Source organism: Isobaculum melis (genome assembly GCF_900111355.1).
GTDB lineage: Bacteria > Bacillota > Bacilli > Lactobacillales > Carnobacteriaceae > Isobaculum > Isobaculum melis.
This window is the reverse complement of sequence record NZ_FOHA01000003.1, coordinates 61,788-76,982: the sequence shown is the minus strand read 5'-3', so window position 1 is coordinate 76,982 and position 15,195 is coordinate 61,788. Positions and strand designations below refer to the sequence as shown.

At 36.7% G+C, this 15,195-nt stretch carries 15 protein-coding genes and 2 riboswitches; of the genes, 7 read left to right on the top strand and 8 right to left on the bottom strand.

Annotation, left to right across the window (positions count from 1 at the left end):
* Positions 1 to 99 precede the first annotated feature (99 nt).
* Positions 100 to 281: riboswitch (Lysine riboswitch) on the bottom strand.
* Between the two features lie 133 nt (positions 282 to 414).
* Together BMW29_RS03805 and BMW29_RS03800 are read right to left on the bottom strand one after the other, a co-directional pair.
* Entirely contained in the window at positions 415 to 1,737 is a 1,323-nt protein-coding gene (locus tag BMW29_RS03805) for a nucleobase:cation symporter-2 family protein (protein ID WP_092650506.1), read from the bottom strand.
* A gap of 2 nt (positions 1,738 to 1,739) precedes the next feature.
* Positions 1,740 to 2,324, bottom strand: coding sequence for a xanthine phosphoribosyltransferase (locus tag BMW29_RS03800; protein ID WP_092650504.1), 585 nt, complete (start codon positions 2,322 to 2,324; stop codon positions 1,740 to 1,742).
* Between the two features lie 100 nt (positions 2,325 to 2,424).
* Positions 2,425 to 2,522: riboswitch (purine riboswitch) on the bottom strand.
* A 254-nt stretch (positions 2,523 to 2,776) separates the two neighbouring features.
* On the opposite strand from BMW29_RS03800, the gene BMW29_RS03795 reads away from it, so the two are divergent.
* From BMW29_RS03795 to fni, 6 genes are read left to right on the top strand one after another with little or no spacing between them, the layout of a single operon-like run.
* Positions 2,777 to 3,001, top strand: coding sequence for a hypothetical protein (locus BMW29_RS03795; protein ID WP_092650502.1), 225 nt, complete (start codon positions 2,777 to 2,779; stop codon positions 2,999 to 3,001).
* Positions 3,001 to 4,359 (top strand): tripartite tricarboxylate transporter permease, encoded by a 1,359-nt coding sequence (locus BMW29_RS03790; RefSeq protein ID WP_092650500.1) that lies wholly within the window; start codon positions 3,001 to 3,003, stop codon positions 4,357 to 4,359. The genes BMW29_RS03795 and BMW29_RS03790 overlap by 1 nt, the downstream gene beginning before the upstream one ends.
* Positions 4,360 to 4,377: 18 nt before the next feature.
* A complete protein-coding gene (gene mvk / locus BMW29_RS03785; RefSeq protein WP_092650498.1) occupies positions 4,378 to 5,319 on the top strand; it encodes a mevalonate kinase in 942 nt (313 codons plus the stop codon).
* Positions 5,320 to 6,321, top strand: a complete 1,002-nt coding sequence (gene mvaD, locus BMW29_RS03780; RefSeq protein ID WP_092650496.1) for a diphosphomevalonate decarboxylase — start codon at positions 5,320 to 5,322, stop codon at positions 6,319 to 6,321.
* On the top strand, positions 6,314 to 7,411 hold the full coding sequence (locus BMW29_RS03775) for a phosphomevalonate kinase (RefSeq protein WP_092650494.1): 1,098 nt from the start codon (positions 6,314 to 6,316) through the stop codon (positions 7,409 to 7,411). The genes mvaD and BMW29_RS03775 overlap by 8 nt, the downstream gene beginning before the upstream one ends.
* The gene (fni, locus tag BMW29_RS03770) at positions 7,395 to 8,447 is read left to right on the top strand and encodes a type 2 isopentenyl-diphosphate Delta-isomerase (protein WP_092650492.1); all 1,053 of its coding nucleotides are present in this window, start codon (positions 7,395 to 7,397) and stop codon (positions 8,445 to 8,447) included. Before BMW29_RS03775 ends, fni begins: the two co-directional genes overlap by 17 nt.
* Before the next feature lie 55 nt (positions 8,448 to 8,502).
* On the opposite strand, the gene BMW29_RS03765 is transcribed toward fni, so the two are convergent.
* The 5 genes from BMW29_RS03765 to BMW29_RS03745 all read right to left on the bottom strand — a co-directional run bounded on the left by BMW29_RS03765 (position 8,503) and on the right by BMW29_RS03745 (position 12,845).
* Entirely contained in the window at positions 8,503 to 9,135 is a 633-nt protein-coding gene (locus BMW29_RS03765; RefSeq protein ID WP_092650490.1) for a DUF421 domain-containing protein, read from the bottom strand.
* A gap of 12 nt (positions 9,136 to 9,147) precedes the next feature.
* Positions 9,148 to 9,600, bottom strand: coding sequence for a DUF3290 family protein (locus BMW29_RS03760; RefSeq protein ID WP_092650488.1), 453 nt, complete (start codon positions 9,598 to 9,600; stop codon positions 9,148 to 9,150).
* A gap of 87 nt (positions 9,601 to 9,687) precedes the next feature.
* Positions 9,688 to 11,367: a MutS-related protein gene (locus tag BMW29_RS03755; RefSeq protein WP_092650486.1), complete on the bottom strand. Its 1,680-nt coding sequence runs from the start codon at positions 11,365 to 11,367 to the stop codon at positions 9,688 to 9,690.
* Between the two features lie 304 nt (positions 11,368 to 11,671).
* A complete protein-coding gene (locus tag BMW29_RS03750; protein ID WP_092650484.1) occupies positions 11,672 to 12,007 on the bottom strand; it encodes a metal-sulfur cluster assembly factor in 336 nt (111 codons plus the stop codon).
* A gap of 85 nt (positions 12,008 to 12,092) precedes the next feature.
* Entirely contained in the window at positions 12,093 to 12,845 is a 753-nt protein-coding gene (locus tag BMW29_RS03745; protein WP_092650482.1) for a dienelactone hydrolase family protein, read from the bottom strand.
* 135 nt (positions 12,846 to 12,980) lie between these two features.
* Between BMW29_RS03745 and BMW29_RS03740 the strand changes: the two genes are divergently transcribed.
* The gene (locus BMW29_RS03740; protein ID WP_092650480.1) at positions 12,981 to 13,787 is read left to right on the top strand and encodes a Cof-type HAD-IIB family hydrolase; all 807 of its coding nucleotides are present in this window, start codon (positions 12,981 to 12,983) and stop codon (positions 13,785 to 13,787) included.
* A 38-nt stretch (positions 13,788 to 13,825) separates the two neighbouring features.
* Here BMW29_RS03740 and BMW29_RS03735 read toward each other — a convergent pair whose 3' ends face one another.
* Complete coding sequence (locus BMW29_RS03735) at positions 13,826 to 14,719, bottom strand: YitT family protein (RefSeq protein ID WP_092650478.1); 894 nt, start codon at positions 14,717 to 14,719, stop codon at positions 13,826 to 13,828.
* Positions 14,720 to 15,195: the final 476 nt, after the last annotated feature.

The window sequence follows — 15,195 nt, the reverse complement described above, 5'->3', positions numbered from 1 at the left end:
GCCTCAGATACTTAATTCAGCTATTTTATAAAAACAAAAAGCGACCTAAAATTGGCTTTTAGGTCGCATAAATTCACATTTATAAATACCCGTTTTCTCATCCGAGATAGCACAACCTGGCAGATTGGGAATCTGTCAAGACAGTCCTGTAATTATTCACCACAGACCCAACAAAGCTTACTAAAGGATAAGCTTCATTTCGGCAATATTTCCTTCTCTATGCTTCATCGCTCCTTCAAGCTCCACTATAGACTGTTAAATATCGCACCTCTACCTCACAAAAACGTAAGGTTTTATATTCAATTATGTTGTATATTCTACAGGATTTTGCATAAAACGTCAAATCAATTTGTGAAATCGTAGCAAGTTTAGCTTTTTAAGCTCAGCTACTTTAATTGATGAGGCATCAATTGATTAAGAATGCGCTTCTATGACTTCCTCATGAGCTGCATGTTCTGCTGGCTCTTGCGCAACTGTTTTTTTACTATTGAACAAAATGTTTAAAATAATGGCTGTTAAACTAGAAACAACAATCCCATTACCAGTAAATAATTGCACTGTTTCAGGTAAGTTTTGGAAAATCTCAGGTACAACCGTTACACCTAATCCCAAAGCAATTGAAATCGCAGCAACTAATAAGTTACTTTCTTGATTAAAATCAACTTTGGTTAACATACGAATTCCTTGAATCGCCACCATCCCAAACATCACAAGCATTGCGCCACCTAGCACAGGCTCAGGAATAATCGTTGCAATCGCACCAACTTTTGGTAACAAACCAAGTAACACTAAAAAGCCTGCTGAATAATAAATTGGTTTACGGTTTTTAATCCCAGATAATTGAACCAAGCCCACATTTTGAGAAAAGCCTGTATAAGGGAAGGTGTTGAAAATACCGCCTAACACAACTGCTAACCCTTCAGCTCGGTAACCACGTTTTAAATCATCCTCATCAATTTTCTTCCCTGTAATTTCACCAAGCGCAAAATAAACACCAGTAGATTCCACCATACTGACAAGCGAAATTAAAATCATGGTTAAAATAGAAGACCATTCAAAAGTTGGTGTGCCAAAGTAAAATGGTTGTGGCATATGGAACCAAGTGGCATGTGTTACAGGACTTAAATCAACCATGCCCATCATTGCTGCAATCACAGTTCCAGCAAGCAAACCAATTAACACAGCGATTGAGCGCATAAAACCAATCCCAAAAATTTGAACCACTAAAATAATTGCAACAGTTAAGAAGGATAAAATCAAATAATCCGTGCCGCCAAAATCAGCAGCTGTTTTTAATCCGCCACCCATTTTTTCAAGGGCTACAGGAACTAACGTTAGCCCAATAACTGTAATCACCGTTCCTGTTACAACTGGTGGAAAGAAGCGTTTAACTTTAGAAAAGATACCAGAAATCACAACTACAAAAATACCAGCGACAATAATTGAACCGTAGATGGCAGTAATTCCTTGCGTTTGTCCAATTAAAATTAATGGCGAAACCGCTTGAATCGCACAGCCTAATACAACTGGTAAACCAATCCCAAAAAACTTATTAACCGTTAATTGTAATAAAGTTGCAACACCACACATAAAGATATCAATTGAGACCAAATACGTCATTTGTGCCTCATCAAAACCCAGAGCACCACCAATTAAAAGAGGCACAATCACTGCACCTGCATACATTGCTAAAACATGTTGTAACCCTAAAACTGCTGATTTACCATTTGATAACATTTTTATTTTTCCTCCCCATTTACAAAAGTCACGGTTCCATTTTCAAATGCTTTTATTCTTGCCAAAGATTCAACCTGAATCCCTGTTTTTTCAATTTTTTCTCGACCAGGTTGAAAGGATTTTTCAATCACAATCCCAATTCCTGCAATACTTGCACCCGCTTGATAACAGATCTCCATCAGCCCCATAGCTGCTTCCCCATTTGCTAAAAAATCATCAATTAATAAGATATGATCATTTGCTTCAATAAAATTTTTAGCAACCACAATATTATTGGTGACGCCTTTTGTAAAAGAATAGACACTTGCACAATAAAGGTTGTCTCCTAAAGTAACACTTTTATGTTTTCTAGCAAAGACAACTGGTACATTCAGTTTTAGACCAGCAAAGACAGCAGGCGCTATTCCTGAAGACTCGATTGTGACTATTTTTGTAATAGGCTCCGCTTTAAATCGTGTGGCAAACTCGTTACCAATGGCTTGCATTAGCTGAGGATCAATTTGATGATTCAAAAAACGATCAACTTTTAAGACATCATCACCTAAAATCTCACCATCTATTAAAATTCTTTCTTTCAATTCCTTCATTTCTTTATTCAGGCTCCTTTATTTGATGTCTTGATACCAAAAAAAATAGTTCTTTTTCAATGCCTAGACAAAAGCAAAGAAAAAGAACTAGTTGAAAAGAGTCCTTGTATTCTTCACTTATAGTCCAGCATTTACGGTGCTAGGTAGAAACTTGTCGCCCTATTCGACTATTATATAAGTGGTATTATGTTAGAATATTAACATTAAAACAAATTACTGTCAATAAAGTTCGTGTTTATTAATTACAAGTTCCGAATCATTCTAGATTGGGTTCACTGATATATTAATATTTCCTTAAAATAGGGCTGAATAATTTTACTTGCTCCATATTTTTGGTTAAACTAGATTAAGTTGAGAATCATTCTCAATTTTTAGTTTGACAATTAGCAACACAAGCAAAAGCTGCTCCATTCAGCTGGATCAGACTTTTCATATAGGAGGAATCAGAAAGAATGAAAAAGAATTTAATTGAAATATGGGGTGACCTAGTGGCACTCAAGGATTTACTCATTGCCATTGCAATTTGCAGTGTAACAACGATGGGTGGCTTTTTTTTAGCGCCTTCAACTGATGCCACAAAGCAGCTCTTCTTTGGGTTAGCAGGTGCTGTGATTGGTTTTATCCTCAGTTCGATTTTAATTAAACCTAAACGTACTGTGACTGAGGAGGAAAAATAATGGATGCTTCCTTAATCTTACAAATGACTCTTGCTACAATTGGTGCAGTTGTACTTTATACTTTTATTGGCTTTGTCCCTGGCACCGATGAAACCTCTGTTTTAATGCCGGTTACCTTAGCAATTGTTTTAGCAGGTGTGCAACCAATTGTTGTACTGACCTTTTTTATTGCAGCGATTATTACGTTAAATTTAATGAATGCTATTCCAACAGCTTTAGTTGGGTTACCTGGTGGGGTCATGTCTACCCCCATGATTGAACATGCACTTTACTTAAAAGATCGCGGGCTTGCTGCAACAAGTATCAAAAAAATGGCGACTGGCTCCATTATTGGGACTGCTATTGCAGTGCCAGTTAGCTTGCTACTAGCAAATGTCTTAGCCCCCTTTTCTGAATCTGTCAAAGAATATGCGCCCTTATTATTTGTTTTTGGTGCGATTTTCTTAGCTTTAATTGGAAAAAATAAAATCTTAGCATTAATGAGTATTATCCCCTTAGCTTTACTGTTTCAAGGTTTACGCTATCTATATTGGGGAATTGGAGCCGTACCACAAGATAAATCGGTCACTACTTCCTTTTTCTTAGGGATTACCATTGGTCCATTAATTGTTTCTCTATTGGGCTTGTTAAATAAGCAAGCAAGAGATCAGCTACCACGACATGAACAAAAGGACATTATTTTAGATACGACTGAAGAAAAAGGTGCTTTGCGGCATCCGCTTCGGACGATTAGCAAAAAAGAAGCTGCAACAAGTGGCATTGTTTCATTACTTTCTAACTTTCTTTTCTTTTTAAGTCCAGTTGGCTTGACGATTCTCTTTGGAGAAGCTGTTTCTAATAAGGAAAAAGACCCTGAGAAAAAAGCAAGCATGGCCATCACTTCTATGAGTGCCTTATCCCATGCTACCTATTTGTCTGGTATCATTATTCCTTTAATTGCGCTGGGTATTCCTTTATCCCCTGTGGCAGTTGGACCAGCAAATGCTTTATTTAATGCACCTCCTGTTTTGACGATTGATCATAATTTACATCATATCTTGTCTACCAATGAATTTATTTTTGCGATTATTTTTGCGGCAGTCATCGCTTCTGTCATTACTTACTTTATTGCAGTGAAATATGCGAGAAAGATGACGGCTTTTGTGTTAAAAAGAATTCCTCATGAAGCCATCTTAGGATTGTTCATCAGCTTTATTCTTTTACTTGCTTATTTAGATGCTGGCTTCATCAATATTTTTGGGGTTTTGCTTGTCGGAATTGTCTGTGGTACCCTAAACAAGATGGGCGTCAATTATGGCGTTCAATTTATGATTCTTTATGCTGCACCTTGGTTAGCAACACATTTACTATTGAATTAAAAGAATGGATGGATAGATATGAAAAAGAAACAACTAGGTGTTGGCCGCGCTACTGGAAAAATTATTTTAATGGGCGAGCATTCCGTGGTTTATGGTGAACCTGCTATTGCTTTTCCTTTCCAGAAAACAGCAGTTACTGCAACGATTACACCTGCTGAACAGTTATCGTTGGCATGTTCTTATTATACAGGAGCGTTAGCGCAAGCCCCTCAAACCCTAAAAAGTATTCAAGAAGTGATTGCGCAGACGTTATTTGTTTTAAAACAGGAACATGCTACCTTTTCAATCCAGATTGATAGTACGATTCCTGCTGAAAGAGGAATGGGCTCTAGTGCAGCGGTTGCAGCTGCTATTGTTCGGGGCTTATTCGATTATTTTGATACCCCTCTCTCTCATACAGAGCTGTTAGATTTAGTCGCAACTGCTGAAAAAATTGCTCATGGAAATCCTAGTGGCATTGATGCAGCCGCAACGAGTGGCAACTCTCCGTTATTTTTTATCAAAGGGCAATCCATTGAAGCTTTTGAAATGAAGTTGGAAAATGCTTATTTAATTGTGGCGGATACTGGAATGAAGGGGCAGACCCGAGAAGCTGTGGGTGATGTGGCGCAATTATATAAACAAGATCCAAAAGTAGCTGATAGCATCGCTCATTTAGGCTTATTGTCTCGAAAAGCTAAGGTAGCTATTTTGGAAAATTGTGTGAAAGAGCTTGGGAAATTAATGAATGCGGCACAGCTTGAATTGGCTACATTGACGGTTAGTAATGAGCGATTAGATCAATTGATTCAAGTGGCAAATGACCAGCAAGCACTTGGTGCAAAATTAACTGGTGGTGGACGTGGTGGCTGTCTGATTGCTTTGACTGATCAGCTAGAAACAGCGGATAAAATTGCGACTGCACTAGAAGAAGCTGGCGCTGTCGCAACATGGATTCAATCGTTAGAGGAGAATGATTAAATGTTTTTAGGAAAAGCACGTGCATATACCAATATTGCCTTGATTAAATATTGGGGAAAAAAGGATGAAACTTGCATTTTACCAATGAATAGTAGTCTTTCATTAACATTAGATGCTTTTTATACAGAAACAAGTGTCTGTTTTGATAAAAATTTAACTAGAGATTATTTTAGCTTAAATGGAGAAGAACAATCTGTTCAACAAACTGCTAAAATTGCAGCTTTTTTAACAATGATTCGTCAGCAATATCAATTAGATTTATTTGCAAAGGTTGAGAGTACAAATTTTGTTCCTACTGCTGCTGGACTGGCTTCCTCAGCAAGTGGCTTTGCGGCTCTAGCAGGTGCTTGTAATCAGGCCTTGCAGCTAGGACTAGCAGATGCGGATTTATCTCGTTTAGCGAGACGTGGTTCTGGCTCTGCTTGTCGTAGTATTTTTGGCGGCTTTGCAGAATGGGAAAAAGGAGCAGATGATGCCTCTTCTTTTGCTAAGAAAATTCCTTCTGATGATTGGGAGAATGAGTTAGCCATGCTTTTTGTGTTAGTTGATGATCGTATCAAAGATGTTTCTAGCCGTGATGGGATGAAGCGAACAGTTCAAACCTCAAGCTTTTATCAAGGCTGGTTAGAAACTGCCCCAGCTGACTTACAAACAGCTAAAGCAGCGATTGCTGCAAAAGATTTTAAAGCATTAGGCGAAGTCACTGAAGCAAATGGACTCAGAATGCATGGTACAACACTTGGCGCTGTCCCTCCTTTTTCCTATTGGTCACCTGAAAGTTTAAAAGTCATGACATGCGTGCGCCAAATTCGTGCACAAGGCTTGCCTTGCTATTTTACAATGGATGCTGGCCCCAATGTTAAAATCTTAGTTGAAAAGAAAAATATCTCGCAATTGAAAGCCTTACTACTAAATGATTTTTCAGAAAACCAATTGATTACAGCAAATGCTGGACCAGGGCTAAGCACTCTTCCAGTAGAAAGGTTGATGTCAGATGATTGAGGTCACAACACCTGGTAAATTATTTATTGCTGGAGAATATGCAGTGGTTGAAGCTGGACACCCTGCTATTATTACAGCAATTGATCAGTTTATAACAGTTACATTAGAAAAGGCAACAAAGGTTGGCAGTATTCAATCAGAGCAGTATCATAGTCTTCCTGTTCGTTGGACACGGCGGAATAATGAATTAGTACTAGATATTCGTGAGAATCCTTTTCACTATCTTTTAGCAGCGATTCGTTTGACAGAAAAATATGCACAGGAGCAGCAAAAGACGCTTTCTTTTTACCATTTAAAAGTGATGAGCGAACTCGATAATTCTAATGGTCGAAAATATGGACTTGGCTCAAGTGGTGCTGTAACGGTTGCAACGGTTCAAGCTTTGAATCTTTTTTATCAGCTTGATTTAACAGAAGAAGAAGTTTTTAAGTTGGCTGCTTTAGCCCATTTAGAAGTACAAGGCAATGGCTCTTGTGGCGATATTGCCGCAAGCTGTTATGGTGGCTGGATTGCATTTTCCACCTTTGATCATGCTTGGGTTCAAACACAAGCAACCACCCTATCTTTAACTGAACTGCTTGCAAGTAACTGGCCACAATTAAGAATTGAGCGGTTAACCGTTCCGAGTAATCTTCGTTTGGTCATTGGTTGGACAGGTCATCCTGCTTCTACGGCTGATTTAGTGGAACAAGTCAAGGCTTCAAAGGAACAACAAGAAAAAGCTTATGCAACTTTTTTAGCCGATAGTAAAGCTTGTGTTGAAAAAATGATTTTAGGCTTTAAACAGAATGATGTCGCTTTGATTCAACAGGAATTAAGAAAAAACCGACAATTGCTGCATCACTTAACCAGTATGACTGGTGTACCCATCGAAACAGCAGATTTAAAGCATTTATGTGATTTAGCTGAATCTTATGGTGGTGCTGCTAAATCCTCTGGTGCTGGTGGGGGCGATTGTGGCATTGTTTTATTTAGACAAAAATCAGGAATCTTACCATTAATGAGTGCTTGGAAAAAGCAAGGCATTACGCCTTTACCATTACATGTCTATTCTTATGGAGGAAGTGATAAAAATGAATCGAAAAGATGAACACTTATCCTTAGCTAAAGCTTTTCATAAAGAAAAAAGCAATGACTTTGATCAGATTCGTTTTGTCCATCATTCTCTTGCTAAGTTAGCGATGAATGAAGTAGATATTGCGACATCAATTTTTGATTTTACATTCAAACAGCCTTTCTATATTAATGCCATGACAGGTGGCAGTGAACGCGCTAAAACAATCAATCAGCAAATTGGGATCATTGCGAGAGAAACTGGTGTCATGGTGGCAACAGGCTCTGTCAATGCGGCTTTAAAGAATCCAGCCTTAAGTGATACCTATCAAATCATGCGTCAAGAAAATCCTAATGGCATTATTTTTGCTAATATTGGGGCCGGCTTATCCATAGAGGATGCCAAACGAGCCATTGATTTGTTTCAAGCTGATGGTTTGCAAATTCATTTGAATCGACCTCAAGAGTTAGTCATGCCAGAAGGAGATCGTGATTTTTCTCCTTGGCTAGAGCAGATTGAACAGATTGTGCATCAGCTCCCTGTTCCAGTCATTGTGAAAGAGGTTGGATTTGGTATGAGTTATGAAACAATCACCCAGCTTGGTGCAGTTGGTGTCAAAGCTGTGGATGTGAGTGGTCAGGGTGGCACCAGCTTTACACAAATTGAAAATGCCCGTCGTAAAAAACGTGAATTAGGCTTTTTAACGGATTGGGGGCAATCAACGGTGCTTTCCTTGTTGGAAGCATCTACTATGGAAAATCAATTGATGCTACTCGCCTCTGGTGGCATTCGCAATGCTTTTGATATTGTGAAAGCATTAAGCTTAGGTGCTAAAAGTGTGGGAATAGCTGGGACTGTTTTAAATAGTCTGATGTCTCATGGCTTAGATTCTACAATTGAGCTGATTTTACAGTGGCAAGATGAGCTTAAGCTACTTTATACTTTGCTAGGAAAACGAACCACTGAGGAACTGACAACAACAGATCTGATTTTTGGAGGGGAAATCATTCAATGGTGTGAAAGTCGTGGGATTCCTTATCAGGCATTTGCAAAGCGTCATATGAATCATTAGATAAATGAAAAACCTCTCAGCCACTTGGGTTGGGAGGTTTCTTCTATCTTACTTTTTATTCATAAGGAAAACATTTTAATGTGCCTTGAAAATACTCTGCAACAAAAAGCTCATCTTGATTTTGATAGCCCTGCTTGTTGATTTCTGCTGCTAGCCAAGCACGATCTTGCCCCGCATCATCCAGCGCATCATCATCAATATGACCATCCACAATTAGCATTAGCCCCGTGCTTTGATCCCCTTTTTTGACAAGACTTAATTGACCATTTTGTTCAATTGTTGCCTTTTTAATCATCCCAATATCTGTAATACTATTCATTCTTAATCTGGTTGCAAAATCTTGTGCTGATAAATTTGCTTTTTTAAAATTTTCAGGAATAAGCTTTCCTCTTTCAACAATCACGATTGGATTCCCATCAATCATTTTCTTTACTTCTGGACTGCTTAATTTGAGCATTCTTGTAACGGTTACAAGCGTCGCCCAAATTAATAGCACAATCATAAACTGTAGAATGGTAATGTCTGGATTATAAATCACCCCACCAATAATACCACCCAATACATAATTTTGAATTTGATCCGCGGCCGACATTGGCGCAAGATTCCCTTTTCCTGAAAAATTAATAAATAAAATGAAACAAATAAACCCTAATGTTAACTTGATTGCAATATCCATATATGAAAACATCTTTTTACCCCTTTACTTGATGATTTGAATTTTATCAGGAAATACAATCTCCATTTTTTCAACTAAATAGTTCAGATTGCTATTATCATTTGTCATATGAATGCGGTAAAATTCATCTTCAATCTTGAAAATAGGATTTCCTTGTAAGACATTTTGATTAGACAATAAGGAATGCTTATCTATCTTAAAATCATCTGCCACACGATCCATTAAATTAACCATTTGACGATACTGATTTTCCGTATTTTCCTTATTCATTAAGTCATTTACTTGCAGCCCACAAAGTAAAATAAATAAAACAAAAAATAAAAGACCTATTTCTTTGTATTTATAATCTAATTTTTTACGCATCCACTGAATAATTAAAACAAGTAAAATAATTGCCAAAATTGCGATAATCGTTACTTGAATAAAATTAATCGCATGGGTCTGGTTGTTTAAGTTATCATACGTATAAAAATTCATGTTAAGCTCCCCCTTTTTCTTCGTCTTCTAATATAGCATTTTTTTGCATAAAAAGTGAATAAATAACAATTAAAAAAAATCAACCACTTAATCGGGTTGATTTTTTCCATTGATGACTTGCCAGGTTCGATGGGCATCAAAATAATGCGCTTCAGCTTTTGCTCTGTTTACCACTTCATGAGGATAATTTAAGACCTGTAACAATTGAATCGCATTTCTTGAGGTTGAAGGTCCTTGCCTTAATAAATAATCAAAGGTAACACCTTTTTCTTTGGTTACTTGCTCTTCAAAATGAACATTTGTGCAATATTCTTTTAAAATTTCTGTTAGTTCAATATCATGGGTGGCAACAAAAGCTAACGCTTGATAGGGCTGTAACCAAGAAATCATCCCACTAGATGCAGCAATCCGTTCAATGGTATTGGTTCCTTTTAAAATTTCATCGATAAAGCATAAGCAAGGTTCCCCTTTTTCTACTAAATCTAGAATGCGTTTAACTGATTTGATTTCTGCAATAAAATAGCTATCTCCTTCAAAAATATCATCTTCTACTGCCATTGAGGTTAAAATATGACCACGTGGCAAACTAAAGGTTAAGGCTAATGCTGTATTGATTGTTGATGCTAGCATACAACTAATGGCAATACTTTTCACATAGGTTGATTTTCCAGAAGCATTTGAGCCCGTTACTAAAGTATTTTTAGTCCATGCCACATCATTTGGCACAGGAGTGGCTAGTAATGGATGATAAACTTCTGTTCCATCAACAGCTATCTCCTCTGTAAAAATAGGTTGGCAGGTATCTGGCATATAGATGCGATAGTTTAAAACAGCTGCTGCAACTTCCAACTCCCCTAATAAACGCCAAACCTCTTTTGCCTCATGCTCATAATGAATAATTTTATCTAGCACAACATGATATGAAATAAAAGGCAGCATAAACATCATTGAAATATAATCAAAAAAGAGCTCTGCTTCACTATCAGATTTGATTCTAAAGGAAATACCAAACTTAGTAATGCTAACGATTTTTTTTAAATTTGTTTTTAATTCACTTTGAAAAGGTGTGGCTACTTTGGCGATTTTTTTTGCGGTTGCAATTGATCTGACCAAATAGCTCATGCATGCAAGTTCTCGCTCTAATGCCTCTTTTTTTGCCCGATAATAAATCACATTAAACAGCATAGAACCAATCAATAGTAAGACGGTTATAGCCTTTGGTAGGATAAATAATGTGAGCAGTAAAAGGATTGGTAAGATGCCTAAAAACACAAAAAAGGAGGTATTGCCAAGCTCTTGATTTTTGGTTTCATTTAAATAGCTTTCAACATGATTGTGATCTTTTTTTCCTAAGTAAGCAAATTGATATTGGATTTCTTCTCTGCTAGTTGGGTTTTCTTGATAGTATTGAATCAAGCTTTCTAGGCGATCTTGATTTTCATTGGTCAAATTAAAATTTCTTAATCTTTGATACAGCGCTTCAGAACCAACACTTGAATAGGTTGCATTGATTTGATCAAACACCGCGATTCCATCTAAATCATACCAAGTTATATCATCTATTTCACTATCGTAGGTGCGATAGGCTTTAGCTTTATTTCTTGCATCATTTAAGCTAGCTTCTTGATCCAGTTTTTGTGAACGAGGGAGCTTTCCCCATTTGTCCTGAACGAGTTTCTTTAATTTAATCCGACCATATATTTCAATGACAACTAAGATTAAGATAATCAATAAAATAAAGCCAATAACGACTAATTGTGGTTGCATAGCGATTTCCTCCAAATAGATACTTAACTGTTTTTATTTATCATACAGCAAAATAAAGAATAAAAAAACACCTAATTAAGAAGCAGTCACTGTCATCACTTTTCTACAGGAGTAAGTCAATCATACTTAAGCTTTTAAATTCTTTTTTCTGCTAGCTTCTATAAGAATAAGGAATCGTTCTAATTGCTTTATGACCTAAAAAAAACTCTTTTACCATCAACAATCTGATTACTGGTAAAAGAGTTTCAATTTTTTATAAAGTAGCAAGGCTAAAGGTCATGCAACTAGTGAATCACCCAATAACCTATCTAATCCCTAAAGCAATTCTAGCATAACGTGACATTCTGTCCGTACTCCAAGCTGGATACCAAACTAATTTCACTTCAGTTTCACTCACTTCTGGGACTTCTTTTAAGGCAGCATGAATCTGCTCTGTAATCACATCTGCTAAGGGGCAGCCCATTGTGGTTAAGGTCATTTGAACCAAACAATGTCCACCATTGAAAAGTTCCACTTCATAAATTAAACCTAGATTCACAATATCAATCCCTAATTCTGGATCAATAACTTGCTCTAATGCTTCTAAAATACGTTCTTTAATTTCATCTATTTCTTCTTGTGTCCAAGTTTCTTCCGACATGTATTTCACCTCTAACTACTTAATAAAAATATCATACACTTTTTTCTTTCCTCTGTAAATGAGAATAATTCTTAGTCAGCTATCATTATAACACTTTTTCAAAAAATTCTGCCATCTCGACTGAGGTTAAATATGGGACTCTATGCCCCACACCTTTTGAAGTTGTAAAGCTAACATTTTTTGCATAAGGTTCATTTTTGATATGCTCATAGAAGTCTTTAGTTGGTTTATAAGGAACCAATTCATCTGCAGTACCATGCCAAAAATGAACAGGTCGTCCATTAATTTTTTCTGGTTGCACACTTAAATCAATTGGCGCTAACTGACCAATCTGTTCCACTGTATCTGCTGGAATTTTGGTACCTGTTGCCCAAGAAGATTGTAAAAGCCATTTAGAAAATTCCATTGGTGCTGGACTTCCCATTAAACAAACTGCGGCTTTAATAAAATCAAACTGTGTCAGCATCGCACAAGTTGTAATGCCTCCCATTGATAAGCCTGTTACCCCAAAACGTTCAGCATCTAACAAGCCTTTTTCAAGATAATGCTGATGTAAAAGAGGCAATTCTTTGATGTTGGCTAAGACAACTTCCCAAAACTCCATATATTTTTCTTCAACTAACTCAGACTCTTTTCGTTCACCGTGTAAATAAGCTTCTGGCAGGATTGCTCGAAAACCACGTTTGGCTAGCTCATAACCATTCACCAGTACACTTTCTTTATAATTTGTCCAGCCATGATAAAAAATCACTGTTGGTAGTTTTTCATTCATTTTATCTGCTGGTGCAACATTTAATACTGGAATACCTGATACTACTTCATGTTGAATTGAAATCATCTGCTCTTCACTCCTACCTTCTTCATATTCACAAAACTTCTTTCATCTGTTACACTGTATAGAAGCATCAATACTTCATTTTAACATAAAAATGGCGTTTAAATAAATAAAATGACTATTGGAGGTCCTATCCTAATGAATAAAAAATTAATTACAATTGATTTAGATGGTACAACACTTGGAAACAATTCAGAACTAACTGAAAAAACCAAACAAACTTTACGCAATGCTGATCGAGCTGGACATATTGTCTCAATTGCTACTGGTAGACCTTATCGTTTAAGTAAGGATATTTATCATGAACTTGGGATTCAAACCCCTATTACAAATTTTAATGGTGCTTTTTGCCATTTTCCTGGTCAAGAAAAATGGGCGCCAGAATATCATTTAACCGTTTCTAAGGAGATTGCATTTGAAGCAATGAAACTCAAAAAAGAAATCAACATTGAGATGGTTTGTGCTGAGGTTCATAACAATGTTTTATCTGATAAAATCATGGATCACCCTTACTTTTTCCCAGTAAAAAAAGATGTTGCTAGCTTAACTTCAAATAGTTTAACTGAAGATCCAACGTCAATTTGTATTTTTGCAGAGCCAGAAGAATTAATTTTAATTCGTGATGAATTAAGTAAACGCTGTGGTAATACCTTTGAAGCCCGTACTTGGGGTGGGGCTGTCGCTTGTCTTGAACTGGTTCAGCCTGGTGTGCAAAAAGCCCTAGGTGTACAAAAATTAGCAGAATTTTATGACATTGATCAAAAAGATATTATTTCCCTAGGTGATGAGGATAATGATATGGAAATGATTCAATATGCTGGTGTGGGTGTAGCTATGCAAAATGCGATTCCTGAATTGAAAAAAGTGGCAGATTTAGTAACGGAGAAACCAAACCATGAAGATGGCTTAGCCCACTTCTTAGATGAATATTTAGCTTTAGTTTAAATGAAAAAGCATGTGGGCAATTGCTCACATGCTTTTTATTATAAGGATTTACTTTTTTTCTGTTGATCGACATCCCAAAACTCGCCTAGTACACGGCTTGTTTCAATAATATTCACAAATGCATTTGGATCAGATTCTCTTACCGCTTGCTCCAAATCATACATTTCATAACGGGTAATCACAATCATTAAAATAGCACTATCATCTCCAGTGTAACCACCCTTTGATGGTAAGACTGTTAAACCACGAATTAATTTACTATGAATTGATTTCACCACATCAGTTGAATGTCTGGTCACAATCATGGCAGTAACCTTTTGATGACTGGTATGAATCGCATCTAAGACACGCGCAGTAACAAACAAAGATAATAATGTATATAAAGCATATTCCCAGCCATAAACAATACCAGCTGTTCCAATAATAATCGCATTCATCATCAGCATTAAATTCCCTACTGAGCGCCCTGTTGTTTTTGACAGAACCAAGGAAACAATATCCATTCCACCAGTAGAAAAACCATATTTCATTGAAATTCCCACAGCAGCACCGGTTAAGGCACCACCTGCAACGGCATTCATGACAAAGTCATCTGTCAGCGCACCAATTGGCACGATTGCTAAAAACATGGATGTAACTGCTACAGTTAAAAAGCTATAAAAAGTAAAATCTCGGCCAATTTTGTACCAGCCAAGTAAAGCAATTGGTATATTAAACAAAAGAATGAGTAATCCTGTTGACACATGAATATTCACAAAATCGCCTAACATCGAGGACATCAATTGAGAAATCCCATTTATTCCAGCCGCATAAATATTAGCAGGAATCAAAAATTTATTGAGTGCAAGTGCGTTTAACACCGAGGCAATCAACACAACCAGTAACTTCTTTATCATTTCCACCCAGAAAGTAGACGTTTTAATTTGTGCCATTTTTTCCCCTCCTTTATTATCATGCCTCTTAGAGTTTTTAACTCTTAGAGTCATGATACAAATCGAACTCGGTTCGACTTTGATCCATATTTTACTTTTCTCTTGCCTCTTAGAGTTTTTAACTCTTAGAGGCATGATACAAATCGAACTCGGTTCGACTTTGATCCATATTTTACTTTTCTCTTGCCTCTTAGAGTTTTCAACTCTTAGAGACATGATACAAATCGAACTCGGTTCGACTTTGATCCATATTTTTTTCTTATGCCTCTTAGAGTTTTTAACTCTTAGAGACATGATACAAATCGAACTCGGTTCGACTTTGATCCATATTTTACTTTTCTCATGCCTCTTAGAGTTTTTAACTCTTAGAGTCATGATACAAATCGAACTCGGTTCGACTTTGATCCATATTTTACTTTTCTTCACAGACTATAGAATAACAACTTTTCTCAAATAATGAAAGCAAAAGATACGAA

What these genes read in the sequence shown, in the direction of transcription:
- BMW29_RS03805 (WP_092650506.1), bottom strand. Translation starts at nt 1,737, where the DNA reads ATGTTATCAAATGGTAAATCAGCAGTTTTAGGGTTACAACATGTTTTA.
- BMW29_RS03800 (WP_092650504.1), bottom strand. Translation starts at nt 2,324, where the DNA reads ATGAAGGAATTGAAAGAAAGAATTTTAATAGATGGTGAGATTTTAGGT.
- BMW29_RS03795 (WP_092650502.1), top strand. Translation starts at nt 2,777, where the DNA reads ATGAAAAAGAATTTAATTGAAATATGGGGTGACCTAGTGGCACTCAAG.
- BMW29_RS03790 (WP_092650500.1), top strand. Translation starts at nt 3,001, where the DNA reads ATGGATGCTTCCTTAATCTTACAAATGACTCTTGCTACAATTGGTGCA.
- mvk (WP_092650498.1), top strand. Translation starts at nt 4,378, where the DNA reads ATGAAAAAGAAACAACTAGGTGTTGGCCGCGCTACTGGAAAAATTATT.
- mvaD (WP_092650496.1), top strand. Translation starts at nt 5,320, where the DNA reads ATGTTTTTAGGAAAAGCACGTGCATATACCAATATTGCCTTGATTAAA.
- BMW29_RS03775 (WP_092650494.1), top strand. Translation starts at nt 6,314, where the DNA reads ATGATTGAGGTCACAACACCTGGTAAATTATTTATTGCTGGAGAATAT.
- fni (WP_092650492.1), top strand. Translation starts at nt 7,395, where the DNA reads ATGAATCGAAAAGATGAACACTTATCCTTAGCTAAAGCTTTTCATAAA.
- BMW29_RS03765 (WP_092650490.1), bottom strand. Translation starts at nt 9,135, where the DNA reads ATGTTTTCATATATGGATATTGCAATCAAGTTAACATTAGGGTTTATT.
- BMW29_RS03760 (WP_092650488.1), bottom strand. Translation starts at nt 9,600, where the DNA reads ATGAATTTTTATACGTATGATAACTTAAACAACCAGACCCATGCGATT.
- BMW29_RS03755 (WP_092650486.1), bottom strand. Translation starts at nt 11,367, where the DNA reads ATGCAACCACAATTAGTCGTTATTGGCTTTATTTTATTGATTATCTTA.
- BMW29_RS03750 (WP_092650484.1), bottom strand. Translation starts at nt 12,007, where the DNA reads ATGTCGGAAGAAACTTGGACACAAGAAGAAATAGATGAAATTAAAGAA.
- BMW29_RS03745 (WP_092650482.1), bottom strand. Translation starts at nt 12,845, where the DNA reads ATGATTTCAATTCAACATGAAGTAGTATCAGGTATTCCAGTATTAAAT.
- BMW29_RS03740 (WP_092650480.1), top strand. Translation starts at nt 12,981, where the DNA reads ATGAATAAAAAATTAATTACAATTGATTTAGATGGTACAACACTTGGA.
- BMW29_RS03735 (WP_092650478.1), bottom strand. Translation starts at nt 14,719, where the DNA reads ATGGCACAAATTAAAACGTCTACTTTCTGGGTGGAAATGATAAAGAAG.